At 70.1% G+C, this 23434-nt stretch carries 19 protein-coding genes, 1 tRNA gene and 1 pseudogene; 10 read left to right on the top strand and 11 right to left on the bottom strand.

The genetic code is table 11. The features are described from left to right. Nucleotides 1-81 precede the first annotated feature (81 nt). The 8 genes from fabG to HEP85_RS20880 all read right to left on the bottom strand — a co-directional run bounded on the left by fabG (nucleotide 82) and on the right by HEP85_RS20880 (nucleotide 8568). Nucleotides 82-867: a 3-oxoacyl-ACP reductase FabG gene (gene fabG, locus HEP85_RS20915; RefSeq protein ID WP_168529086.1), complete on the bottom strand. Its 786-nt coding sequence runs from the start codon at nucleotides 865-867 to the stop codon at nucleotides 82-84. Nucleotides 868-998: 131 nt separating this feature from the next. After that, complete coding sequence (locus tag HEP85_RS20910) at nucleotides 999-1274, bottom strand: acyl carrier protein (protein WP_168529085.1); 276 nt, start codon at nucleotides 1272-1274, stop codon at nucleotides 999-1001. 131 nt (nucleotides 1275-1405) lie between these two features. Beyond that, complete coding sequence (locus tag HEP85_RS20905) at nucleotides 1406-2620, bottom strand: ketosynthase chain-length factor (RefSeq protein ID WP_369657787.1); 1215 nt, start codon at nucleotides 2618-2620, stop codon at nucleotides 1406-1408. Continuing rightward, nucleotides 2617-3888 (bottom strand): beta-ketoacyl synthase, encoded by a 1272-nt coding sequence (locus tag HEP85_RS20900; protein ID WP_168529083.1) that lies wholly within the window; start codon nucleotides 3886-3888, stop codon nucleotides 2617-2619. The genes HEP85_RS20905 and HEP85_RS20900 overlap by 4 nt, the downstream gene beginning before the upstream one ends. Further along, nucleotides 3885-4214, bottom strand: a complete 330-nt coding sequence (locus tag HEP85_RS20895; protein ID WP_153289591.1) for a TcmI family type II polyketide cyclase — start codon at nucleotides 4212-4214, stop codon at nucleotides 3885-3887. The genes HEP85_RS20900 and HEP85_RS20895 overlap by 4 nt, the downstream gene beginning before the upstream one ends. Before the next feature lie 186 nt (nucleotides 4215-4400). Beyond that, nucleotides 4401-6182, bottom strand: a complete 1782-nt coding sequence (locus tag HEP85_RS20890) for a biotin carboxylase N-terminal domain-containing protein (protein ID WP_168529082.1) — start codon at nucleotides 6180-6182, stop codon at nucleotides 4401-4403. Nucleotides 6183-6569: 387 nt separating this feature from the next. Next, on the bottom strand, nucleotides 6570-7493 hold the full coding sequence (locus tag HEP85_RS20885; RefSeq protein WP_168529081.1) for an NAD(P)-dependent oxidoreductase: 924 nt from the start codon (nucleotides 7491-7493) through the stop codon (nucleotides 6570-6572). 55 nt (nucleotides 7494-7548) lie between these two features. After that, nucleotides 7549-8568, bottom strand: coding sequence for a ScbA/BarX family gamma-butyrolactone biosynthesis protein (locus tag HEP85_RS20880; RefSeq protein ID WP_369657786.1), 1020 nt, complete (start codon nucleotides 8566-8568; stop codon nucleotides 7549-7551). Nucleotides 8569-9041: 473 nt separating this feature from the next. On the opposite strand from HEP85_RS20880, the gene HEP85_RS20875 reads away from it, so the two are divergent. Continuing rightward, a complete protein-coding gene (locus HEP85_RS20875) occupies nucleotides 9042-9836 on the top strand; it encodes a response regulator transcription factor (RefSeq protein ID WP_329526935.1) in 795 nt (264 codons plus the stop codon). A gap of 228 nt (nucleotides 9837-10064) precedes the next feature. Then, the gene (locus HEP85_RS20870) at nucleotides 10065-10691 is read left to right on the top strand and encodes a ScbR family autoregulator-binding transcription factor (RefSeq protein ID WP_168529079.1); all 627 of its coding nucleotides are present in this window, start codon (nucleotides 10065-10067) and stop codon (nucleotides 10689-10691) included. Between the two features lie 985 nt (nucleotides 10692-11676). On the opposite strand, the pseudogene HEP85_RS20865 reads toward HEP85_RS20870, so the two are convergent. After that, nucleotides 11677-11835 (bottom strand): annotated as a pseudogene (locus HEP85_RS20865) (TetR family transcriptional regulator); the annotation flags it as partial. A 310-nt stretch (nucleotides 11836-12145) separates the two neighbouring features. Here HEP85_RS20865 and HEP85_RS20860 point away from each other — a divergent pair. Then, nucleotides 12146-13402 carry a histidine kinase gene (locus HEP85_RS20860; RefSeq protein ID WP_369657785.1) on the top strand — a complete coding sequence of 419 codons (1257 nt, stop codon included), beginning with the start codon at nucleotides 12146-12148 and terminating at the stop codon, nucleotides 13400-13402. 126 nt (nucleotides 13403-13528) lie between these two features. Here the strand turns inward: HEP85_RS20860 and HEP85_RS20855 are convergent. After that, nucleotides 13529-13615, bottom strand: a tRNA-Leu gene (locus tag HEP85_RS20855). 397 nt (nucleotides 13616-14012) lie between these two features. Between HEP85_RS20855 and HEP85_RS20850 the strand changes: the two genes are divergently transcribed. The 7 genes from HEP85_RS20850 (at nucleotide 14013) to pknB (ending at nucleotide 22327) form a co-directional block, all read left to right on the top strand. After that, entirely contained in the window at nucleotides 14013-14156 is a 144-nt protein-coding gene (locus tag HEP85_RS20850; RefSeq protein WP_168529077.1) for a hypothetical protein, read from the top strand. Further along, complete coding sequence (locus HEP85_RS20845; RefSeq protein WP_329526928.1) at nucleotides 14144-15004, top strand: DUF3662 and FHA domain-containing protein; 861 nt, start codon at nucleotides 14144-14146, stop codon at nucleotides 15002-15004. The genes HEP85_RS20850 and HEP85_RS20845 overlap by 13 nt, the downstream gene beginning before the upstream one ends. A 10-nt stretch (nucleotides 15005-15014) precedes the next feature. Further along, entirely contained in the window at nucleotides 15015-15542 is a 528-nt protein-coding gene (locus tag HEP85_RS20840) for an FHA domain-containing protein (RefSeq protein WP_168529076.1), read from the top strand. A gap of 128 nt (nucleotides 15543-15670) precedes the next feature. Then, on the top strand, nucleotides 15671-17215 hold the full coding sequence (locus tag HEP85_RS20835) for a Stp1/IreP family PP2C-type Ser/Thr phosphatase (protein ID WP_248002015.1): 1545 nt from the start codon (nucleotides 15671-15673) through the stop codon (nucleotides 17213-17215). Nucleotides 17216-17241: 26 nt separating this feature from the next. Further along, nucleotides 17242-18690, top strand: a complete 1449-nt coding sequence (locus tag HEP85_RS20830) for an FtsW/RodA/SpoVE family cell cycle protein (protein ID WP_168529074.1) — start codon at nucleotides 17242-17244, stop codon at nucleotides 18688-18690. Beyond that, entirely contained in the window at nucleotides 18687-20177 is a 1491-nt protein-coding gene (locus HEP85_RS20825; RefSeq protein ID WP_168529073.1) for a penicillin-binding protein 2, read from the top strand. The genes HEP85_RS20830 and HEP85_RS20825 overlap by 4 nt, the downstream gene beginning before the upstream one ends. 170 nt (nucleotides 20178-20347) lie before the next feature. Beyond that, nucleotides 20348-22327 carry a Stk1 family PASTA domain-containing Ser/Thr kinase gene (pknB, locus tag HEP85_RS20820; protein ID WP_168529072.1) on the top strand — a complete coding sequence of 660 codons (1980 nt, stop codon included), beginning with the start codon at nucleotides 20348-20350 and terminating at the stop codon, nucleotides 22325-22327. 278 nt (nucleotides 22328-22605) lie between these two features. On the opposite strand, the gene HEP85_RS20815 is transcribed toward pknB, so the two are convergent. Continuing rightward, a complete protein-coding gene (locus HEP85_RS20815; RefSeq protein WP_168529071.1) occupies nucleotides 22606-23352 on the bottom strand; it encodes a class E sortase in 747 nt (248 codons plus the stop codon). Between the last annotated feature and the right edge of the window lie 82 nt (nucleotides 23353-23434).

Genomic DNA, 23434 nt, shown 5'->3' with positions numbered 1-23434 from the left:
GCTGGGTACGGGCTGCCGGTGGGGGAGAGCCAAGCGGGAATGGGTGTGACGGGGATGACGGGGCGGGGGTGGCGGGGCCGCTCAGAAGTTGCCGAGTCCGCCGCAGACGTTGATGGCCTGCGCGGTGACCGAGGCGGCCGTGTCGGAGGCGAGGTAGGCGACCATGCCGGCCACTTCCTCGGGGGTGGAGTAGCGGCCGAGCGGGATCTTGGCCTGGAACTTCTCGAGGATGGCGTCCTCGGAGGTGTCGTAGGCGGCGGCGTACCCGGCGCGCACGCGCTGGGCCATCGGCGTCTCGACATAGCCGGGGCAGACGGCGTTCACGGTGATGCCGGTGGGGGCCAGCTCGTTGCCGAGGGCCTTGGTGAAACCGACCACGCCGTGCTTGGAGGCGGAGTACGGGGCGCCCAGGACCACACCCTGCTTGCCCGCCGTGGAGGCGATGTTGATGATCCGGCCACGGCTGCTGTGGCGCATGCCGCCCGTGTTGAGCACCTCCCGGGTCAGCCGGAAGACGCTGTTGAGGTTGGTGTCGATGACATCGGTCCACAGCTCGTCGTCGATGTCGGCCGTGACACCGCCGCCGGACCGGCCGGCGTTGTTGACCAGGACGTCGACCGTGCCGAAGCGGTCGACGGCGGCCTGCACGAAGGCGGCGGCCGAGGCCGGGTCACGGACGTCGAGCACACCGCCGTCCGCCTCGGCACCCTCGTCCTGGAGCGTCTTGACCGTCTCGGCGACGTTGTCGGCGTTGCGCGCGCCGATGAACACCCGGTGGCCGGCGGCGGCCAGCGCGCGGGCGGACGCGAGACCTATGCCGCTGGTGGCCCCGGTGATGAGAGCGACCCGCTTCTCCAGCGTTGACATGTGCTTCCTCTCCCTGTGGCGTGTGGTCTGCGGCGGGCCCGGGCCGGACGAGGCCCCGCTCGGATGCGGTGCGGCAAGGCCGCGCTCGGATGCGGCGAAAGGTTTCGCCCGGCCCGGGAAAGCCGTCGGGGTCAGGCGGCGGCGGGCTCGTCGGCGCCGAACTGGTGGTTCACGGCCTCGATGAGGGCGCGCGGGGTGTCGGCGTCGGTCAGCAGGTCCTCGTCGAGGACGATCCCGTACTCGCGCTCGATGCGGCTGCCCGTCTCCAGCAGGGCCAGCGACTCGTAGCCGAGGACTTCGAACGGCTCGTCGAGGATGTCGCCGTCGAGGTCGACGCCCTCGTCGACGCCCGCGCCCTCCAGCAGGATGCGGCGCAGGTCGTCCAGGGTGAATTCCGAAGTGGACACGTGGGTTCCTTCCCAGGTCGAGATGGTTCGGTCGGACGATGGATCGGTCGGACGGTGGGTCGGTCAGCCGATGGGTCGGTCAGGCGATGGATCTTTCGGGCGACGGATCGGTCGGGCGACGGGATGTCCGGTCAGTCGACGGCGCGGACGACGACGGCCGAGTTGAAGCCGCCGTAGCCACGGGCCACGACCAGCGCGGTACGCACCTGGGCGGGCCGCGACTGGGTGAGGACCAGGTCGAGTCCGTACTCCTCGTCCGGGTCGACGTGCACCGTCGGGGGGATCAGTCCCTCCTCCACGGCGAGCAGGGCGGTGGCGATGTCGAGCGGGGCCGCGCCGGAGTACAGTCGGCCCGTCATCGTCTTGGGCGCGGTGACCGGAACGCCCCGGACACCGAAGACCGCCGAGATCGCCTCGGCCTCGATCCGGTCCAGCTCCGGCACGCCGGCCGCGTCCGCGAAGACCACGTCGACGTCCCCGGGTGCCACGTCCGCGTCGGCGAGGGCGAGTTCGATCGCCTTGCGCAGACCGGGCTCGCGGTCGCTGTCCGGCCGTGGGTCGAACGTCGAGCCGTAGCCCGCGATCTCGCCGTAGATCCGGGCGCCGCGCGCGCACGCCGACTCGGCCGACTCCATGATCAGGATGGCGCCGCCCTCGCCCGGCACATGGCCGGACGCGTCGGCGTCGAAGGGCAGATAGGCGCGGGTCGGTTCGTCGCTGGTGCTCAGCCGGCCGCCGGCCATCTGCGCCACCCAGCCCCAGGGACAGACCGACGCGTCGACACCCCCGGAGACGATCATCGGGGTGCCCTTGCGGATGAGCCGCCGGCCGTGCGCCACCGCGTCGAGACCGCCGGCCTCGTCGCTGACGATGACGCCGCTGGGACCCTTCAGCCCGTTGCGGATGGAGATCTGACCGCTGTTGACGGCGTAGAACCAGGCGAAGGACTGGTAGGCGGAGACGTACTGGCTGCCCTGACTCCACAGCTTCTCCAGCTCACCCTGGCCGAACTCGAAGCCCCCCGAGGAACTGGCCGTGACGACGCCCATGTCGTACTGCGGCAGCTCCGTCGGGTCGATCCCCGCGTCGGCGAGCGCCCAGTCGGCGGCGACCAGCGCCATCCGCGTCATGTGGTCGGTCTGCGGCAGCAGCCGGCTCGGCAGCACGTCCTCGGCGACGAAGCCCGGCACCTCGCCCGCCAGGGTCGACGGGTAGGACGACGGGTCGAAGCGGGTGACCCGCCCGATGCCGTTCTTGCCGGTCCGGGTCGCGGCCCAGTAGTCCTGTGTGCCCAGTCCGTTGGGGGCGGCGATGCCCAGACCGGTCACTACCACCGTGGTGGTCATGCCACGCTCCTCTCGGGACGCGCCAGCACCATGGCGCTCTGGAATCCCCCGAAGCCGCTGCCGACCGTGAGCACCGCGTCGGTGAGCTGCTCCCGGGCGACCAGCGGCACGTAGTCGAGGTCGCACTTGGGGTCGGGGGTGGTCAGGTTGGCCGTGGGCGGCACGACGTGGTTCTCCATGGCCAGCGCGGACGCGGCGATCTCGATGGAACCGATCGCGCCGAGCGAGTGCCCGACCATCGACTTGATCGAGCTGACCGGGGTCCGGTAGGCGTGGTCGCCCAGGCTGCGCTTGAACGCCTCGGTCTCGTGGCGGTCGTTCTGCTTGGTGCCCGAGCCGTGCGCGTTGACGTAGTCGATCGCGGTCGGGTTCATCCTGGCCTCGTCCAGCGCGGTCGTGATGGCCTCGGCCATCTCCGCGCCGTCCGGCCGCAGACCCGTCATGTGGTACGCGTTCGAGCGCGTCGCGTACCCGGCGATCTCGGCGTAGATGTGCGCGCCGCGCCGCCGGGCGCTCTCCAGTTCCTCCAGGACGAACACGGCGGCCCCCTCGCCGAGGACGAACCCGTTGCGGGTCCCGTCGAAGGGGCGCGAGGCCCGCTCGGGGTCGTCGTCCCTGGGCGTCGTCGCCTTGATCGCGTCGAAACACGCCATCGTGATCGGCGAGATGGGGGCGTCGGACGAACCCGTGATCATGACGTCGGCCGAGCCCTCGCGAAGCAGCTCGACGGCGTGGCCGACCGAGTCGATGCCGGACGTGCAGCCCGTGGAGACCACCGTGCTGGGGCCCTGCGCGCCCACCGCCCAGGCGACCTCGGCCGCGAAGGAGCTGGGAACCAGGTAGTTGTACAGGTGCGGGACGGTGTACGCGTGGTCCACCAGGCGCAGCCGGCCGCCGTCGCTGACGACGTTGTACTCCTCGTCGAGACCCATGGTGGCGCCGACCGCGCTGCCGATGGTGACGCCCACCCGGTACGGGTCGTGGGCGTCGAGGTCGATGCCGCTGTCGGCGACCGCGCCACGGGCCGCGACCACCGCGAACTGCGCGGCGCGGTCCATCCGGCGGATCTCCTGCGGGCTCAGTCCGTGCTCCGCGGGGTCGAAGTCGATCTCCGCGGCGACCCGGGAGCGGAAGGGGCTGGGGTCGAAGAAGCTGATGCGGCGGGTGGCCGTACGGCCCTCGCTCAGCAGGTTCCAGAAGTTCTTCGCCCCGACACCGCCGGGGGCCAGCACCTCTATGCCGGTGATGACGACTCGTCGGCCGGTCACGCGGACGCCTCCCAGTTGTAGAAGCGCGTGGCCATCGCGTCGGCCGGGGAGCGCCAGGTGGCCGGGTCGTACGCCTCGATGAACGGCTTCAGGTCCTCACTGATCTGTACGAAGCGCGCGTCGTGCCGGGCGTGCTGGATCAGCTCGCCGCCGTTGTCCGCGTCGAAGTCCTGGAGGTGGAAGTACAGACCCCGGTACTGGAAAAGCTGGCGCCGGCGCGTTCCCATGCGATGCGGCATTTCCGTGTCGTCGAAATCACCGAAAATCCTGGCCACGTCGACGCTCGACCCGGGTTCCATCCGAGCCACAATCAGCGTGCTGTACATACGTTTCCCTCTCCTCGAGGCCCACCACACGACAGGTGACGAAAGCTCTTATTCAGTATCCGGGGCGGTGAGAGCGGTTTCAATATTCGCTGTGTCAGGTAATTGTCAGACCGGGTCAGAATTCCGCAGACAATTACGGAGGACCGCACGGTTCCATGGCGAATTGGCCGAGAATCCGCTCATGAATCAGCCGGTGATGTCACACATGGCGGCGCCCGAGATGACGGACGCGCCGACCTCCGCGCTCAGGCCCTTGACGGTGCCGGAGCGGTGGGCGTTGAGGGGCTGTTCCATCTTCATGGCCTCCAGGACCACGATGAGGTCGCCCTCCTGGACCTCCTGGCCCTCCTCGACCGCGACCTTGACGATCGTGCCCTGCATGGGCGAGGCGAGGGTGTCGCCGGAAGCGACCGGGCCGGACCTGCGGGTGGCGGCGCGGCGCTTGGGCCTGGCGCCCGCGGCGAGTCCGGTGCGGGCCGGCGACATGCCCAGCGAGGACGGCAGCGACACCTCGAGACGGCGCCCGGCGACCTCGACGACGACGGACTCGCGGCCCGGTTCGTCCTCCGTCCCGGCGCCCAGGTCCCCGGGGGGCGTGAAGGCGGGGATCCCGTTGACGAACTCGGTCTCGATCCAGCGGGTGTGGACCGTGAACGGGTCCGCGGAACCGGTCAGCTCGGGGGCGAACGCCGGGTCCCGCACCACCGCGCGGTGGAAGGGCAGGGCGGTGGCCATCCCGCCGACCTCGAACTCGTCGAGGGCGCGGGCGGCGCGCTGGAGCGCCTCCGCGCGGGTACGACCGGTCACGATCAGTTTGGCCAGCAGGGAGTCCCAGGCCGGACCGATCACGCTGCCGCACTGCACACCGGCGTCGAGGCGGACGCCGGGGCCGGAGGGCGGGGCGAAGGTGGTGACGGTGCCGGGGGCGGGCAGGAAGCCGCGGCCGGGGTCCTCGCCGTTGATACGGAACTCGAAGGAGTGACCGCGCAGTTCGGGGTCGCCGTAACCGAGTTCCTCGCCGTCGGCGATGCGGAACATCTCCCGGACCAGGTCGATGCCGGCGACTTCCTCGGTGACCGGGTGCTCGACCTGCAGACGGGTGTTGACCTCCAGGAAGGAGATCGTGCCGTCCATGCCGACGAGGAACTCCACGGTCCCCGCGCCGACATAGCCGGCCTCCTTCAAGATCGCCTTGGACGACGCGTACAGCTCGGCGACCTGCGCGTCGGACAGGTACGGCGCGGGCGCCTCCTCCACCAGTTTCTGGTGACGGCGCTGCAGCGAGCAGTCACGGGTCGAGACGACGACCACGTTGCCGTGCGCGTCCGCCAGGCACTGCGTCTCCACATGGCGGGGCTTGTCGAGGTACCGCTCGACGAAGCACTCACCGCGTCCGAACGCGGCGACCGCCTCCCGGACCGCCGAGTCGTACAGCTCCGGGACCTCCTCCAGGGTGCGGGCCACCTTCAGCCCGCGCCCGCCACCACCGAACGCCGCCTTGATCGCGATCGGCAGGCCGTGCTCCTTCGCGAAGGCCACGACCTCCTGCGCGCCGGAGACCGGATCGGGGGTGCCCGCGACCAGCGGGGCACCGGCACGCTGCGCGATGTGCCGGGCGGCGACCTTGTCACCCAGGTCACGGATGGCCTGCGGAGGCGGCCCGATCCAGATCAGCCCGGCATCCAGGACGGCCTGCGCGAACTCCGCGTTCTCCGACAGGAAGCCGTACCCGGGATGGACCGCGTCCGCCCCCGAGTCCCCGGCGGCCCTGAGCACCTTCGCGATGTCCAGATAACTGGTGGCCGGGGTGTCACCGCCCAGCGCGAACGCCTCGTCCGCCGCTCGGACATGCACAGCGTCCCGGTCCGGTTCCGCATACACGGCAACGCTCGCGATCCCGGCATCCCGGCACGCCCGGGCCACGCGGACAGCGATTTCGCCACGGTTGGCGATGAGCACCTTGCGCACGATGGACCTCCCCTGACTCCGCTCGGAGCCCCAACACTGTTCGAGCGCGCACCCCCCTTCAATACGGTCCGTTGCAGAACTGGGTCAGAATCCGCAGACCCGGGGCAGCAGTTTGCGGAAGAGGAAAGAAAAAGGTCAGGCTTCCGTCAAAAAACCGGACCCGACGGGCGGAACCGTCGGGTCCGGAAAGGGAAGGAATGCAGCATTCCATGGAGATGCTTTCGGCCTTCCCATAGATTTTCCGGGCCGACGGAGGTCGCGTCGGCCGGAGTGCGGGAACCCAGGGTCGGAGTACGGGGACCTCGAGTTCGGAGTACGGGCACTTTCAGGCGGGGTAGGGAACTTCCAGACGGTGCACGGGCGCTTCCGGGCGGAGTGCGGGGACTCTCAGCCGGAGTGCAGGACCTTGCGGTACCAGGGCGCGGCCCGCGCGAAATCGGTGTCGAACCCGGGGCCGGGAGCACGGCGCAGATCGGACCAGAGCGGGGCACTGTCGAAGACGTGGTCGGTGATGAACATGTCGAGCCCCGACGCCGGTACGCCGCGTTCCTCCAGGACCGCCCGAGCCTGGTCGGCGGTCAGATCCCGGTCCGGCCGGTCGATGCCGGCGCAGGCGGCCACCGCGCGCAGCAGGGCGTCCACCGGGACGGGCTCCGGGTGGGCCGCGTGGTAGACGGAGGCCGTCAGGTCGGCGGCCGGGGCGAGCGCGGTCGCCACCAGCAGTCCGGCGAGCTCGGACACCGCGATCATCGACGTCCGGGAGGGCCAGCCGTCCACGGTGCCCGGCAGCGTGGACAGCAGCCGGGCCAGCCCCGGAACCACCCACGTGTCGCCCTCCCCGTACACCAGGTGCGGCCGCAGGACGATGCCGCCGGCCGCGAGAACGGCGTCCTCGGCCTCGGCCCGGGTGCGGGAGGTGGGCGAGCCCGGACGGCGCGTCAGCTCCCCGGGCCGGCCGCCGCGGAAGGTACCGCGGCCGTAGACGGAAGCGGTGCTGAGCTGGACGATGCGCGCGACCCCCGCGCCGCGCGCCTCCTCGACGAGGGCCGCCGTACCGCGGGCGTTGACGGCCTCGTTGGCCTCGACGTCCCCACCGATCCGCGAGGCGCAGTGGATCAGGACGTCGACGCCCTCGCACACCCCGCGCAGGGACGCGGGTTCACTCAGATCGGCCCGTACGACCCGGGGGCCGGAGCCGGGCAGGGGACTGCGGTGCGACATCAGCCTCAACTCGGCCCGCCGCCGCCCCGCCTCGCGGGTGACATGGCTGCCGACGAAGCCGGCCGCGCCGGTGATCAGAAGGGTGGGCACGGAACACTCTCCTCGGGATGGGACGCTCGCCAAGGGGCCCGGACGGTGTACGGGTTCAGCGTCCACGCGGGCTCAGGACGAGCTCGGCGGTGAAGACCGTCTCAGCGTGCTGCGTACCGCGCACCCGCACCAGTACGCCGCCGTCGGTGCCGTGCGGTTCGACCCGCGGTTCGATCCAGCAGGGGGCGTCGAACTCGGCGTAGCGCGCGAAGTTGCTCTTGAGGCCCAGCAGCAGGGCGTCGGGCATGCCCGTCGAGACGAGGGCGGCCTGCCGGGCCGCCTCCAGCAGGACCATGCCCGGTATGTGGTCGACGGGGTGGTCGAAGAAGGTGGGATGGGCGGTGTCCACGCGCAGTTCCCAGCGGTCGCTGGAACCGGGGCCGGCGCCGGCCCCGGGCTCGGCGAGCAGCACATGGTGGTCGCCGGAGTGGCCCACGGCGGCGGGATCGATCCCCGGCGGCACGACGCGGTCGGTGGTGGTGGGGCGGCCGGCGCGCAGCCTGCGGTGGACGGCCGGGCTGGTGCAGCTGAACGCGGCGCCCCCGGTGGCCAGGGCCTTCCCGTCACGCAGCACGGTGACGTCGTAGCGCATACCGCCGAGCACACGGCCCCGGCGGACGATGTCGCGGCAGACGGTGCGCAGTTCGACCTCGGTGGGCACGGCGTCCGCGACGAGGAGTTCGGGAACGGTGCTGAACGACATGTCCCACATCAGGAACTGGTGCCCGAAGGGGACGCCGAACTCGGCGTGCGCGAGCAGGGAGCCGATCTGGCGGACGGACTCGATCAGCAGCATCGGGTCCTGATAGCCGCCGGACTGGGTGAAGAACGAGTGGCTGCGCGGCCATTGGGCGCTGACCGCGAAGACGTCGGAGAGGTCGGGCCCGGCGGGCGCGGTGGCGGCTTCCCAGCCGGTCAGCAGCACTTCGGACACGGCGGCGCGGTGCACGTACTCGCGCGGAACCGTCGTGGTCAGCCGGGGCTGCAGCGTCCTCGCGGTGGTTCGCGGGGCCCTCGTGGCCACCGTCGCGACGTCGCTTTCGACGGACACACGGGTGGAGGTGGTGTACGACATGTACGGCACTCCTGTCTGTTTCCGAGCAGGGGGCAGCACTTCGCACTGTCGGCAGCCACCCCCCGTGGCCGACGTTCTCTTGCTCGCACAAGATACAGACATGTCTGTTCGGTTCTTCAAGTAAAGCTTTAGTATCCCTCTAGGTTCAGGCCGTCATTACCGGTTGGTACGACACGATCACGCCACTTGCGCCATCACCTCCTCGAAACCGTGCAGACCTGCATGGTTAGAGTCACGAAGCCCGGCCGGACCGGGCTCGCCACCCCCTGCGGACCCCCTGGACACACGACCTCGGATTGGCGAAGAACCGCACATCCAAGCAGGTCAGAAAGGGATGTTGACGGAGGTCACGGACCGACGCGCGGGGGACGGAGAACACGTTGACAATCAGACAAGTCTGTTTGCTATCGTCCTCAACGTGAGCGTTCAGCAGTCCGTTCCGTGATGACGAGACTGTGCCTCAGGAGGAGCAGATGAATCGGCAAGCCGTGGATCTACTCGACGTCCGATCGCAGCGCAATCTCCCGCACCGCCCCACGATTCCCCACCCCGGGCGGCCGGTTGCCGCACACGCTGCCACCAACCACCCCGGCCCGCCGGCCGGAGCCCTGCGCGTCCTGGTCGTGGAGAACGACGCCAGGGCCGCCGACTCCCTCGTCCAGGGCCTGCTGCGGCAGGGGTACGCCGCGCAGAGCGTGGCCACCGGCACCAAGGCGCTCCAGGCGCACCGCGACGCCGATCTCCTGCTGCTCGACCTCGACCTGCCCGACCTGGACGGGCTGGAGGTGTGCCGGGGCATCCGGGCGGTCTGCGACACCCCGGTCATCGCCGTCACCGCGCGCGGCTCGGAGCTCGACCGCGTCCTCGGACTGCAGGCCGGATCCGACGACTACCTGGTCAAGCCGTACGGCTTCCGTGAACTGCTGGCGCGGATGGAGGCGGTGATGCGCCGGGTACGGCAGCAGCCGGCGTCCGCCCAGGTCATCACCCACGGGCCGCTGCGCATCGACGTGGGCACCCGGGTGGCCACGCTGGACGGGGAGCCGGTGGACCTCACCCGCAAGGAGTTCGACCTGCTGCACCTGCTGGCCTCGCAGCCCGGCACCGTGATGCCGCGCCGCCAGCTCATGGCGCAGGTCTGGGACGACACCTGGTCCCACCGCGGCCGCACCATCGACACCCATGTCAGCAGCCTGCGCGGCAAGCTCGGTTCGAGCGGCTGGATCATCACCGTCCGCGGGGTCGGCTTCCGGCTCGGCCATCCGTAGTCCCGGGCGGTCGTCCGCGACCGCCCGGGGTGCCCCGGGACCGCCCCGCACAGCCCGCCCGAGGACCGCCGAAGGAACGCTGGAGGGCCACGCCCGGACCGGCCGAAAACCGAGCCGGACGGAGCCGAACCGGAAGCAAGTACTTCCGCCCTCTGGCGGCGTGCCGCCTTGCCGATACAATACAGACCAGTCGGTAAAATTTCAGCGGGGCGAGAGCAAGGACCTGGCATGGCCACACAAGAGCGCGGAACGAGGTCGAGGCACTCGATCCTGGAGTCCGCGGCCCGCGTGTTCGACGAGCGCGGCTACGACGCGGCGAGCACCAACGACATCCTGGCCCGGACGGGTCTCACCCGAGGCGCGCTGTACCACCACTTCCCCTCCAAGGAAGCGATCGCCGTGGCCCTGGTGACCGCGCACAGCGAAGCACTCGTGGTGCCCGACCGGGCGGTGAAGCTCCAGGCCGTCATCGACCTGACCCTGGAGTTCGCCCAGCGCCTCCAGCGCGACCCGGTGCTGCGCGCGAGTGTGCGGCTCGCGGTCGAGCAGACGTCCTTCTCCCGCCCGCCTCAGACCGCGTACGAGCAGTCCGGCGCGGCGATCCTGGCGCTGCTGCGGCAGGCCGAGGAGCAGGGCGAGATCCTGCCCGGCGTGGACATCCAGGAAGCCACCTCGACCATCGTCGGCGCCTTCACCGGGCTGCAGTTGATGTCGCAGGTGTACAGCAACCGCGAGGACCTGCCCGACCGCATCGGCGCGTTCTGGCGTTTCGTGCTGCCCGGCCTGGCCACCCCCGGCCTGCTCGGCCGCCTGCGCACCACCATGGCCGCGCAGCCCGGGTCCGAGGACGTCTGAGCGCGGCCGGACCCCGCAGCACCCCGCCGGACCGGCGGACCCGGCCGAACCCCGCCGAGCGGCCAGGCTCCCCCAAGCCGCCGTCCGGGCCCGGGACCTGACCGCGCGCCACCTCCGGACGCCCGGAACGCGACCAGCGCCCTGACACCCTCGTGCTCGTGTCCTCGCGCACCCCATGGACAGCTGCCGCGCCCCCCGCCCGTACGGCACCACCGGCGGCTCGCCCCGCTTCGCCCCGACCCGCGCCGGGGCGCGAGGCCGCGACCGCACGGGCCACGCCAACATCCCGGGCCCCTGACGCCGGGCCGACACGACTCGGCCCGGACAGAGAGCCGCTGAACCGCGATCGGCCCGCTCCGACACACCTCACCGCGCCCCTCTGGAACCAGACGCACCCCGCCACACCGCCGCGCGGGACAGGTGCCCGGTGCCACGCACACCGCCGCACGGCACGGGCGCGTCCCGCTACGACGCCGTCCGGGCCGGACGCGGCCCACCGCGGCACCTCAGACCCGCTCCCCTTCCCCCCGCCGCCCGGCCCCTCCGTACCCGCGGCACCCACCGCACCCACCGCACCGGCGCCCCCGACGGCCGCCACCGAGAACAACGGCCGCAACAGCGCCCACAGCCTCTTGGACGTCCTGGCGTCCCACCACTCGGCATCCGTGTGCCCCAGGGTTTCCAGCCCCGCGGCCACCACCACCGCGAGGTCGGCGAGATCCTCCGGCGCCGGCACGGCGTCCCGGTGCGTGTCGGCCACACGCCCGCGTACGAGCGTCAGCACGTCGTCGCGCAGCCGGGGCGGCCCCGCCGACCCGTCCACCGCCAACTGGATCCCGGCCCGGACGAGTTCCTCCGTCCGCAGGGCCTCGCAGAAGGCGATCAGGAGGCGCTCGGGGGCGTCCTCCACGGGGCCGCCCCCGAAGGCCTCGTCCATGAGCGCGACGACCCGCTCGTGCGCCTGCTCGTAGACGGCGGCGTTCAACTCCGCGATGGAGGAGAAGTGGTGGTAGAGAGCCCCCCGGCTCACTCCGGCCCGGCGGCAGATGTTGACCAGCCCCGCATCGGCGAGCCGGCCGTTCGCTATCAGTTCCGCCGCGGCACGGACGAGAGCCTGACGGGTCTGTTCGGACCGAGTCTGCATCAGGCTGCACCTGCCTATTCCTGCGCTTGGCATGAAGGAGCGCGCGGGTGCCCGTGGGCGCCGGCGACAACCGGAATCATACAACCATGCCTGTTTTGGTTGACAGCCCTGTGAACACACACCTCCATCCAATCCCCATACAACCTGCTGCTCTTGGCCATGACCGGGCTCTTGACGGGAGAGCGATCCCGTGAGCACCACCCGCCCGGAACGCTCGTCGACCCTTGACAATCAGACAAGTCTGTTTGTTACGTTGGCGATGGCCACGTTGCCCCGGCACCCGAGCGTCACCCGAGCGTTGAGGAGTCCGATGAGCAGCACGACCGCCCCCGCCCCCGTTCCTCCGGCCGTCTCCGTTCCCGGCGGCGTGCCGGTCGTCGGCAGCGGATTCGGCGAGGCCCTGCACGAGGGCCTGGTCCGTGCGGCGTCCCGGATGTCACCGCGCCACGGCCCCGCCACCGGCCCGGCCGGCGACGCCCTGGGGACCTGGGAGACCGACACCGTCCTCGCCCGCTTCGCCGCCCGGCTGCCCGACGTACTCGCCCCCGCCGAGGCGGAGGTGCCGGCGCTGCGCGGCACGCTGACGGAGTTCGCCCGTACCGTCCTGGTGCGCGCCGCGAAACCGCCCCGGCCACGTCCGCACCCCCCGCCGCGGACGATCCGCCCGCCCCCGTGGCCCCGCCCTCGGCCTCCCCCCCACCAGGTGGCGGCCGCCGTCGCGCTGCTCCTGGAGTGCGCCCTGCTGCACGTCCTGGAACACGGCATCGCGCACCGGGAGAGCGTGCTGCCGCGCGCGATCGCGGTCGTCCGGCGCCTCGGCGAGGTGGTCCGGGACGGCGGGGAGGGCGTGTGGTCCGGTGACGACGGCCGCGGTGAGCGCCGCAGACTGGCCCGGCAGCTCCACGACGAACTGGGCTGCGCTCTGTCCACGGCCCGCCTCAGCCTCGAGGCCGCCACGACGACAGCCGCCACGAAGGCCACACCGACCGCGGCGATGTCCGACGCCTCCGGCACACGCGCGACCCTGGACCCGCTCGCATTCCCCGGCTCCCCCACCACCTCCCAGCGCCCCGCCGCCCACCTGGCCGCCCATCTCGCCGCGGCGCAGCGGGCGTTGGCGGAGGCGGACCGGCAGAACCAGGCGGTCATCGGCGGCCTGCGCCACCGCGCCGCCCTGCCGCCCCTGCGCGAGGCCCTGGAGGCCTTCCTCGCGGGCCCCCGCCCGCACGCCGGCCTCGGTATCCGGACCTCCGTCGAGGTCGTGGGGGACGAGCGGACCCTCTCCGAGCGGTACCGGGAGGAGGCCTTCCTCGCCCTGCGCGAGGCCCTGCGCGACCGCCTGGCCCGCTCGGGCGCACGGCGGGTGGACACCGTCGTACGCGTCACCAGACGCTGGCTCTACGCGAAGGTGACCGACGACGGCCACGGTGCCGCGGCCGGCTCCGCCGAGGCCCTGCGCTCCCTGACCGACCGGATCGACGACCTCGGCAGCCGCACGCGCGTCACCCCGGGCACCCCCACCGGCACGCTCCTGGAGATCCATCTCCCGCTGCGCGGGCATCCCTGAGACCCCGCCCCGGCGGCCCGGGAAAAATTGAGAGACAGAACACACTCCGGCCAGGGCCGCCCGGATCCGCCCCGGTCACGGGCATACGGAAGAGGGCCCATCGTGATCACGATGGGCCCTCTTCACTGGTGCGCGAGGGGGGAGTTGAACCCCCACGCCCTTTCGGGCACTGGAACCTGAATCCAGCGCGTCTGCCTATTCCGCCACCCGCGCATTGGGTGTGTCCTCCGGCGCCCCACCGTGTGGTGCGACGGCCTTCCGACATGCAGAAGATTAGCACGGTGGCAGGGGCGGATTCACATCGCTTTTCGAGCGGCCCCGGTGACGTCCCGTACGCCGGGCCCGAGCACGTCGGCTCCGTCGCACGTATCGACGAGAACCGGTTCACGTATCAACCTCGTACCGGTCCAGGCCATCTCCCCAGGAGCAGGACAGCGTGCACAGTCGGGTGCGGGACACTGGTCCCGGGCCGCCTCTACGATCCTTGGCAGGAGTAGTGCAGGGAAGAGTTCGAAAAGGTGCCTCGCAGGGAACTTCGGGAGGGGACTTCGGAAGGCGTCGACAACCCGTCGACCGAGCCGACAGGGGGAACCAGCCGATTTCCCGGCGCGTGGATACGATCAGTAAGCAGTACCAGCACGACCAGCGCGACAGCGGCCGACCGTACGACGCGGCGGGCCGTGCGCAGTACGGCACAGGCAGCACGCAGTACCAGGACGGCTACGAAGGAGGAGGTGCCCCATGGGAGTCCTGAAGAAATTCGAGCAGCGTCTCGAAGGTCTGGTCAACGGCACCTTCGCCAAGGTGTTCAAGTCCGAGGTCCAGCCCGTGGAGATCGCCGGAGCGCTGCAGCGCGAGTGCGACAACAACGCCACGATCTGGAACCGCGAGCGGACCGTCGTACCGAACGACTTCATCGTGGAGCTGAGCACACCGGACTTCGAGCGCCTCAGCCCCTACTCGGGCCAGCTCGGCGACGAGCTCGCCGGCATGGTGCGCGACTACGCCAAGCAGCAGCGCTACACCTTCATGGGCCCCATCAAGGTCCACCTGGAGAATGCGGACGACCTCGACACCGGCCTGTACCGGGTGCGCAGCCGTACGCTCGCCTCCTCCACCGACCAGCAGGCACCCGATCGCGCCCCCGCGGGCCCCGCTCCGGCGTCCCCGCGCGGCCAGGGCGGCCAGGGGGGCCAGGGCGGGTACGGCTACCCGCCGGCGGCCGCTCCTCCCATGCCGTCCGCGCCGCCGCCCGGACGCCCGGCGCCCTCGCCCATGGGCCAGCGGCCCGGCGCGGCCGCCGGACCAGCGAGCGGTGGCCGCACGCGGCACTGGATCGAGATCAACGGCACCCGCCATCAGATCTCCCGCCCGACGCTGGTGCTGGGCCGCAGCACCGAAGCCGACGTGCGGATCGACGACCCCGGCGTATCCCGCCGGCACTGTGAGATCCGGACCGGAACGCCCTCGACGATCCAGGATCTCGGGTCCACCAACGGCATCGTGGTGGACGGGCAGCACACCACCCGCGCTACGCTCCGCGACGGCTCGCGGATCGTCGTGGGCAGCACCACCATCATTTACCGGCAAGCCGAAGGGTGAAGCGGGGGCAATGTCAGAGCTGACCCTCACGGTCATGCGGCTGGGTTTCCTGGCCGTACTGTGGCTGTTCGTGATCGTGGCCGTGCAGGTCATCCGCAGCGACCTGTTCGGAACGCGTGTCACACAGCGCGGCTCGCGCAGGGACGCCGCCAGGCCGCAACAGGCCGCGCGCCAGGCTGCGGCGCCACCGCCGCAGCGCCAGCAGCAGGCGCCGCCGAGCGGCGGCGGCCGCCAGCGCCGCGGCGCCCCCAGCAAACTCGTCGTCTCCGAGGGCACGCTCACGGGCACGACGGTCGCGCTCCAGGGGCAGACCATCACGCTCGGCCGCGCGCACGACAGCACCATCGTGCTGGACGACGACTACGCGTCCAGCCGTCATGCCAGGATCTACCCGGACCGGGACGGCCAGTGGATCGTCGAGGATCTCGGCTCCACCAACGGCACGTATCTCGACCGGAGCCGACTGACGACTCCCACGCCGATCCCGCTGGGTGCGCCGATCCGCATCGGCAAGACCGTCATCGAGCTGCGGAAGTAGTGCCACGTCATGAATGAGCGCGAGCGGAGCGAGCACGCAGCGGCGGTCCAGCCGAAGGACCCCGGCGCGCTCCCGACCGGAGGGTGGGCACCGTGCGGATGTACCCGGAGCCGACGGGCGAGGTGCGCATGAGTCTGTCACTGCGCTTCGCCGCCGGATCGCACAAAGGCATGATCCGCGAGGGCAACGAGGACTCCGGTTACGCCGGTCCCCGGCTGCTCGCGATCGCCGACGGAATGGGCGGCCAGGCCGCCGGTGAGGTCGCCTCCTCCGAGGTGATCTCCACCATCGTGGCGCTCGACGACGACGTGCCCGGCTCCGACATCCTCACCTCGCTCGGCACCGCCGTACAGCGTGCCAACGACCAGCTCAGGATGATGGTCGAGGAGGACCCCCAGCTGGAGGGCATGGGGACCACCCTCACCGCGCTCCTGTGGACCGGCCAGCGCCTCGGTCTCGTGCACGTCGGCGACTCCCGCGCCTATCTGCTCCGGGACGGCGTCCTCACGCAGATCACCCAGGACCACACCTGGGTGCAGCGCCTCGTCGACGAGGGCCGCATCACCGAGGAAGAAGCCACCACCCACCCGCAGCGCTCCCTGCTGATGCGCGCGCTGGGCAGCGGCGACCACGTCGAGCCCGACCTCTCCATCCGCGAGGTCCGCGCCGGCGACCGCTACCTGATCTGCTCCGACGGACTGTCCGGCGTCGTCTCGCACCAGACGATGGAGGACACCCTCGCCAGCTACCAGGGCCCGCAGGAGACCGTCCAGAACCTCATCGAGCTCGCGCTGCGCGGCGGCGGCCCGGACAACATCACCGTCATCGTCGCCGACGTCCTCGACATCGACTCCGGCGACACCCTCGCCGCACAGCTCTCCGACACCCCCGTCGTGGTGGGCGCGGTCGCCGAGAACCAGCACCAGCTGCACGACAACGGCGCCATGCAGACCCCCGCGGGCCGCGCCTCCGGTCTCGGCCGTCCGGTGCCCGGACAGGGCGGTGGCGGCGGGTTCGGGCCGCCCGGCAGTGGCGAAGCCGACGGCTACGCCCCCACCGGCGGCTTCGCCGACTACTCGGACGAGGACTTCGTCAAGCCGCGCCGCGGACGCAGGTGGCTGAAGAGATCCTTCTACTCCGTGCTCGCGCTCGCCGTCATCGGCGGCGGCGCGTACGGCGGCTACCGGTGGACGCAGACGCAGTACTACGTCGGCAGCAACGGGCAGCACGTGGCGCTGTACCGCGGCATCAGCCAGGACCTCGCCTGGGTCTCGCTCTCGAAGGTGGCGAAGGACCACCCCGAGATCGAACTCAAGTACCTGCCGCCGTATCAGCAGAAGCAGGTCAAGGCGACCATCGCGGAGGGCGGTCTCAGCGACGCCCGGTCCAAGATCGACGAGCTCGCCGTGCAGGCGTCCGCGTGCAAGAAGGACTCCGAGCGGCGCTCCGCCGGAACGCAGAACAACGCGAAGGCCGGTGTGGGCGAGGCAGGTGGGACCACGGGAACCACAACCACCTCGCTGACGTCCAAGGCCACGTCCAGTCCGACGCCGACACCGAACTCGTCGAGTTCACCGTCGTCGAACCCGTCCAAGACCGCACCTACTCCCACACCCGGCCCCAGCCTCTCCGACGAGGAGCAGAAGCTGGTCTCGCTGTGCGGTAAGCAGTAAGAAGCCGTGAGGGGCCCTGTCACACCATGAGCAGTAGTACGAACACGCCGACGCACCACACGTCGACGATCGGCTCGATCGGCACGCCGAGCCGGCGCAACACCGAGTTGGCACTGCTGGTGTTCGCCGTCGTCATCCCGGTCTTCGCCTACGCCAACGTGGGCCTGGCCATCAACGACTCGGTGCCGCCCGGCCTGCTGAGCTACGGCCTCGGACTCGGCCTGCTCGCCGGCGTCGGCCATCTCGCGGTGCGCAAGTTCGCCCCGTACGCGGACCCGCTGCTGCTGCCGCTGGCGACGCTCCTCAACGGGCTCGGGCTGGTGATGATCTGGCGCCTCGACCAGTCCAAGCTACTCCGGTCACTGCCCAATTTCGCCCCTGCCGCGCCCCGCCAGCTGATGTACACGGCGCTGGGCATCGGCCTGCTCGTCGCGGTACTGATCTTCCTCAAGGACCACCGTGTCCTGCAGCGCTACACCTACATCTCCATGTTCGGTGCCCTGATCCTGCTCCTGCTGCCGCTGGTTCCGGGCCTCGGTGCCAACATCTACGGCGCCAAGATCTGGATCTCGATTCCCGGCCTCGGCACCCTCCAGCCGGGCGAGTTCGCGAAGATCATCCTCGCGGTCTTCTTCGCCGGCTACCTGATGGTCAAGCGCGACGCGCTGGCCCTCGCCAGCCGCCGCTTCATGGGCCTCTACCTGCCGCGCGGACGCGACCTCGGCCCGATCCTGGTGGTCTGGTTCGTCTCCATCCTGATCCTGGTCTTCGAGACCGACCTCGGTACCTCGCTGCTGTTCTTCGGCATGTTCGTGATCATGCTGTACGTCGCCACGGAGCGGACCAGCTGGATCGTTTTCGGTCTGCTGATGTCGGCTGTCGGCGCCGTGGGCGTGGCGAGCTTCGAACCGCACATCCAGACGCGTGTCCAGGCCTGGCTCAACCCGCTGCACGAGTACAAGCTCAGCCAGGCCGGAACCCACGACGGCATCCTCCACTCCGAGCAGGCCATGCAGGCCCTGTGGGCCTTCGGCTCCGGCGGCACGCTCGGCACCGGTTGGGGACAGGGCCACTCCGAACTCATCCGGTTCGCCGCCAACTCGGACTTCATCCTCGCCAGTTTCGGCGAGGAACTGGGCCTGGCGGGGATCATGGCGATCCTGGTCCTTTACGGCCTGATCGCGGAGCGCGGCATCCGTACGGCGCTCGCGGCCCGCGACCCGTTCGGCAAGCTCCTCGCCGTCGGTCTCTCCGGCGGCTTCGCGCTCCAGGTCTTCGTCGTCGCGGGCGGCGTCATGGGCCTGATCCCCCTCACCGGTATGACGATGCCGTTCCTGGCCTACGGAGGCTCCTCCGTCATCGCCAACTGGGCGCTGATGGGCATCCTCATCAGAATCAGCGACACCGCCCGCCGCCCGGCCCCCGCACCCGCGCCCAGCCCCGACGCCGAGATGACCCAGGTGGTCCGCCCGTGAACAAGCCCCTGCGCCGGATCGCGATCTTCTGTGGACTCCTCGTCCTCGCCCTGCTCATCCGCGACAACTACATCCAGTACGTCCAGGCGGACAGCCTGCGGACCGACACGCTCAACCGCCGCGTCGCCATCGAGCGGTACGCCACCCCGCGCGGCGACATCATCGTCGACGGCAACCCCATCACCGGGGCCGCGAAGTCGACCAAGGACGGCATCAACGACTTCGAGTACAAGCGCACCTACAAGGACGGCGCGATGTGGGCGCCCGTCACCGGGTACGCCTCCCAGGCCTTCGGCGCCACCCAGCTGGAGAGCATCGACGACGGCATCCTCACCGGCAACGACGACCGGCTCTTCTTCCGCAACACCCTCGACATGCTCACGGGCAAGAAGAAGCAGGGCGGCAACGTCGTCACCACGCTCAACGCCGCCGCGCAGAAGGCCGCGTACCAGGGTCTGCTGAAGCAGGGCAAGGGCGCCGTCGCGGCGATCGACCCCAAGACCGGCGCGATCCTGGCACTGGCCTCGACCCCGTCGTACGACCCCTCGACCTTCGCCGGGAACTCGACGAGTGTCGACGGCAAGGCCTGGACGAAGCTGCAGAAGAAGAACGACCCCAACGACCCGCTGCTCAACCGGGCGCTGCGCGAGACCTACCCGCCGGGCTCCACCTTCAAGGTGGTCACGGCGGCGGCGGCGCTGCAGAACGGGCTGTACTCGTCCGCGGACCAGAAGACGGACTCACCGCTGCCGTACACCCTGCCGGACACCAGGACCGAGCTGAAGAACGAGGGCAGCATCCCCTGCAAGGACGCGACCATGCGCATCGCGCTCCGCTACTCCTGCAACACCGTCTTCGGCAAGATCGGCGCCGACCTCGGCAGGGACAAGATGCTGTCGGAGGCCGAGAAGTTCGGCTTCAACGCCCAGCAGTTCACGCCGGTCCGCTCGAACGCCTCCGTCTTCCCCAAGTCGATGGACAAGCCGCAGACGGCGCTCAGCTCCATCGGCCAGTTCGAGACCGCGGCGACCCCGCTGCAGATGGCCATGGTCGCCTCGGCGGTCGCCAACGACGGCACGCTCATGAAGCCGTACATGGTCGACAAGCTGCAGGCTCCGAACCTGGACGTGATCTCGCAGACCGAGCCGCAGAAGCTGAGCGAGCCGCTCTCCAAAGACAACGCCCAGATCCTTCAGTCGATGATGGAGACGGTCGTCAGCGAGGGCACCGGCACCAACGCCAAGATCAACGAGAACGGCGTCACGGTGGGCGGCAAGACCGGTACCGCCCAGCACGGTGTGGCCAACAGCGCGAATCCGTACGCCTGGTTCATCTCGTACGCGAAACTCGCCGACGGCAGCTCTCCGGTCGCCGTCGCCGTGGTGGTCGAGGACGAGAGCGCCAACCGGGACGACATCTCCGGTGGTGGTCTCGCCGCCCCGATCGCCAAGAGTGTGATGAAGGCAGTAATCGACAGCAAGAAGTGAACCCTGTCACGTCCCCTTCACATCGCTGCACGTTGCGATACCGGTCCTGTATCGGGTGACGGGCTCGGCCAGGTCACACAAGTCGATCCGGGTACGGTATGCCCGGACGGCACACCGCCGGACCACACATGTGTGCGGTCGGGATCGACGGAGAGGGCTGGTAGGTAGCTATGGAAGAGCCGCGTCGCCTCGGCGGCCGGTACGAGCTGGGCCAGGTGCTCGGCCGTGGTGGCATGGCGGAGGTCCATCTCGCCCATGACACCCGGCTCGGTCGCACCGTGGCGGTGAAGACGCTGCGAGCGGACCTCGCACGCGACCCGTCGTTCCAGGCCCGGTTCCGCCGGGAGGCCCAGTCGGCCGCCTCGCTCAACCATCCCGCGATCGTCGCCGTGTACGACACGGGTGAGGACTACATCGAGGGCATCTCCATCCCGTACATCGTGATGGAGTACGTGGACGGTTCCACCCTGCGTGAGCTGCTCCACTCGGGACGCAGACTGCTGCCCGAGCGGTCCATGGAGATGACCATCGGGATCCTCCAGGCCCTGGAGTACTCCCACCGCGCCGGGATCGTCCACCGCGACATCAAGCCCGCCAACGTCATGCTGACGCGCAACGGCCAGGTCAAGGTGATGGACTTCGGCATCGCCCGCGCCATGGGCGACGCCGGCATGACGATGACGCAGACGGCCGCGGTCATCGGCACCGCCCAGTACCTCTCCCCTGAGCAGGCCAAGGGCGAGCAGGTGGACGCGCGAAGCGACCTCTACTCGACCGGCTGCCTCCTCTACGAGCTGCTGACGGTCCGCCCGCCGTTCGTGGGCGACTCGCCGGTCGCGGTCGCCTACCAGCACGTACGGGAGGAGCCGCAGCCGCCGAGCGTCTTCGACCCCGAGATCACGCCCGAGATGGACGCGATCGTGCTGAAGGCGCTCGTCAAGGACCCGAACTACCGGTACCAGTCCGCCGACGAGATGCGCCAGGACATCGAGGCCTGCCTCGACGGCCAGCCGGTCGCGGCCACTGCCGCCATGGGTTCGGTCGGCTACGGCGGCTACCCGGACGACCAGGCCACCACGGCCCTGCGCTCCACGGACGCCCAGGCCACCTCCATGCTTCCCCCGATGAACCCGGACGACGGCGGCTTCGGCGGCTACGACGACCGTCCGCCCCGGCGCCGCCAGCAGAAGAAGTCGAACACCTCGACGATCCTGCTGGTCGTGGCGGCGGTCCTGGTCCTCATCGGCGCGATCCTGATCGGCAAGTGGGCCTTCAGCGGCAGCGGCAACGGCAACAAGCCCTTCGCGGCCCCGAACTTCGTCGGCCAGACCCTGGTCGACGCCAAGGCGATGGCCGCCAACGTCGAGCTGACGGTGACGACCACCAAGAAGCCGTGCGAGGCCCAGCCCAAGGGCAGCGTGTGCGACCAGGACCCGAAGGCCGGCGCTGACGTCAAGAAGGGCGACGCCGTCAACCTGGTCGTCTCGACGGGCGCGCCGAAGGTCGTCGTGCCCGGCGTGACCGGCCAGAGCCTCGACGACGCCAAGGCGAAGCTCGAGGGCGACGGCTACCGGTTCCAGGTCAAGACGAAGACCCAGATCTCCACGGAGGACCCGAACACGGTCCTGGAGCAGGACCCGAAGCTCGGCGCGGAGGTCCAGAAGGGGTCGACGATCACCCTCACCATCGCCAAGGCGCAGGAGAAGTCCACCGTGCCGGACGTGACGGGCAAGACCTGTGACGATGCCAAGGCGCAGATGACGGCCAACAACCTGGTCGGCAACTGCACCGAGGTGGAGACCGCGGACGACGCCCAGGTCGACAAGGTCGTCTCGACCAGCCCGCAGGCGGGCAGCTCGGCCGACAAGAACTCCACGGTGAACATCCAGATCGGCAAGAAGGCCCAGACCCCGCAGAAGAACATCCCGGACGTCAGGGGCAGGACCCTTCAGGAAGCCAGGCAGATCCTGCAGCAGAACGGCTTCAACAACATCCAGGTCAACGGCGATCAGAACGACAACGCCCGCGTCATCGCGCAGGACCCGCAACAGGGCCAGGCGGATCCGAACGCGACGACGATCAATCTGACCACCATCGGCGGCAACGGCAACAACGGCGGCAACGGCGGCGGATTCATCGGCGGCAACTAGCAGCCGAACACGCAAGGCCTGCCAACAGGGGCCCGGTACTCGTCCGAGTACCGGGCCCTTGCGCATCTTGTTTGCGATACACGTACGGAACATGCCAAATGAGGGCTGACCGGAGCAGCGACGGCCTGACGCCGAAGCTCCGGCTGGTCTCGGCCAACTACGACGGCACTCGCACCGAGTACCCGTGGCATTTCCAAGTCGGCGTAACCCGCCGCAGGCCGGACCGGGAGGTAACCGGCCGAATACGGCACGTACGACCGCCGAAGGAGCTGTGCCGGTCAGCCGCGCAGTTCCTTCGGCGGGGTCCTGTTCTCGTCCACCTTGTCGACGCGCTCCAGCTCGCCCCACACCACGTACCGGTAGCGGGACGTGTAGACCGGCGTGCAGGTCGTCAGGGTGATGTAGTGACCCGGCTTCTTCTTGCCGGACTCCTTGGGGACCGTCTGGAGGACCTTGACGTTGTACTTCGAGGTCTCGGGGAGGATGCCGAAGACCTTGTAGACGTACCACTTGTCCTTGGTCTCGAAGACGATCGGGTCGCCCTTCTCCACCTTGTCGATGTTGTGGAACTTGGCGCCGTGGCCGTCGCGGTGGGCGGCGAGCGTGAAGTTGCCGTTCTTGCCGGTCATCGGCAGGGACGACTTGACGGGGTCCGTGTAGTAGCCGGCGACGCCGTCGTTGAGGATCTCCGTGGAGGTGCCCTTCTCGACGAGCACCTCACCGTTCTTCATGGACGGGACGTGCAGGAAGCCGATGCCGTCCTTGGTGTCCAGCGCTCCGGGGCCCTTGTCCCCCGCCCAGTTGTCGCGGACCTTGTCGCCCTGCGTGTGCGCCGCGCGGTCCGCGACGACGTTCGTCCACCACAGCGAGTAGACGACGAAGAGGCCGAGCACCAGGCCCGCGGTGATGAGGAGTTCACCGAAGACACTGACCACCATCGCGATCCGGCCGGGACCACGCCGTTTCGGTGCGGGCGCCTCCGCGTCGGCGTCGGTGCGCTCGTCGTGGTCGGTCCTCGCTGCCACTGTGCATCTGCCCCGTCTGGTCTGTCTCAGGTTGTCTCACGTGCGCTTCGCCCGAGGGGCCGACAGCGCACCGCTGGATGCG

The sequence above is a fragment of the Streptomyces sp. RPA4-2 genome, assembly GCF_012273515.2.
Classification (GTDB): Bacteria; Actinomycetota; Actinomycetes; order Streptomycetales; family Streptomycetaceae; genus Streptomyces; species Streptomyces kaempferi.
This window is presented reverse-complemented; position numbering and strand designations above follow the sequence as displayed.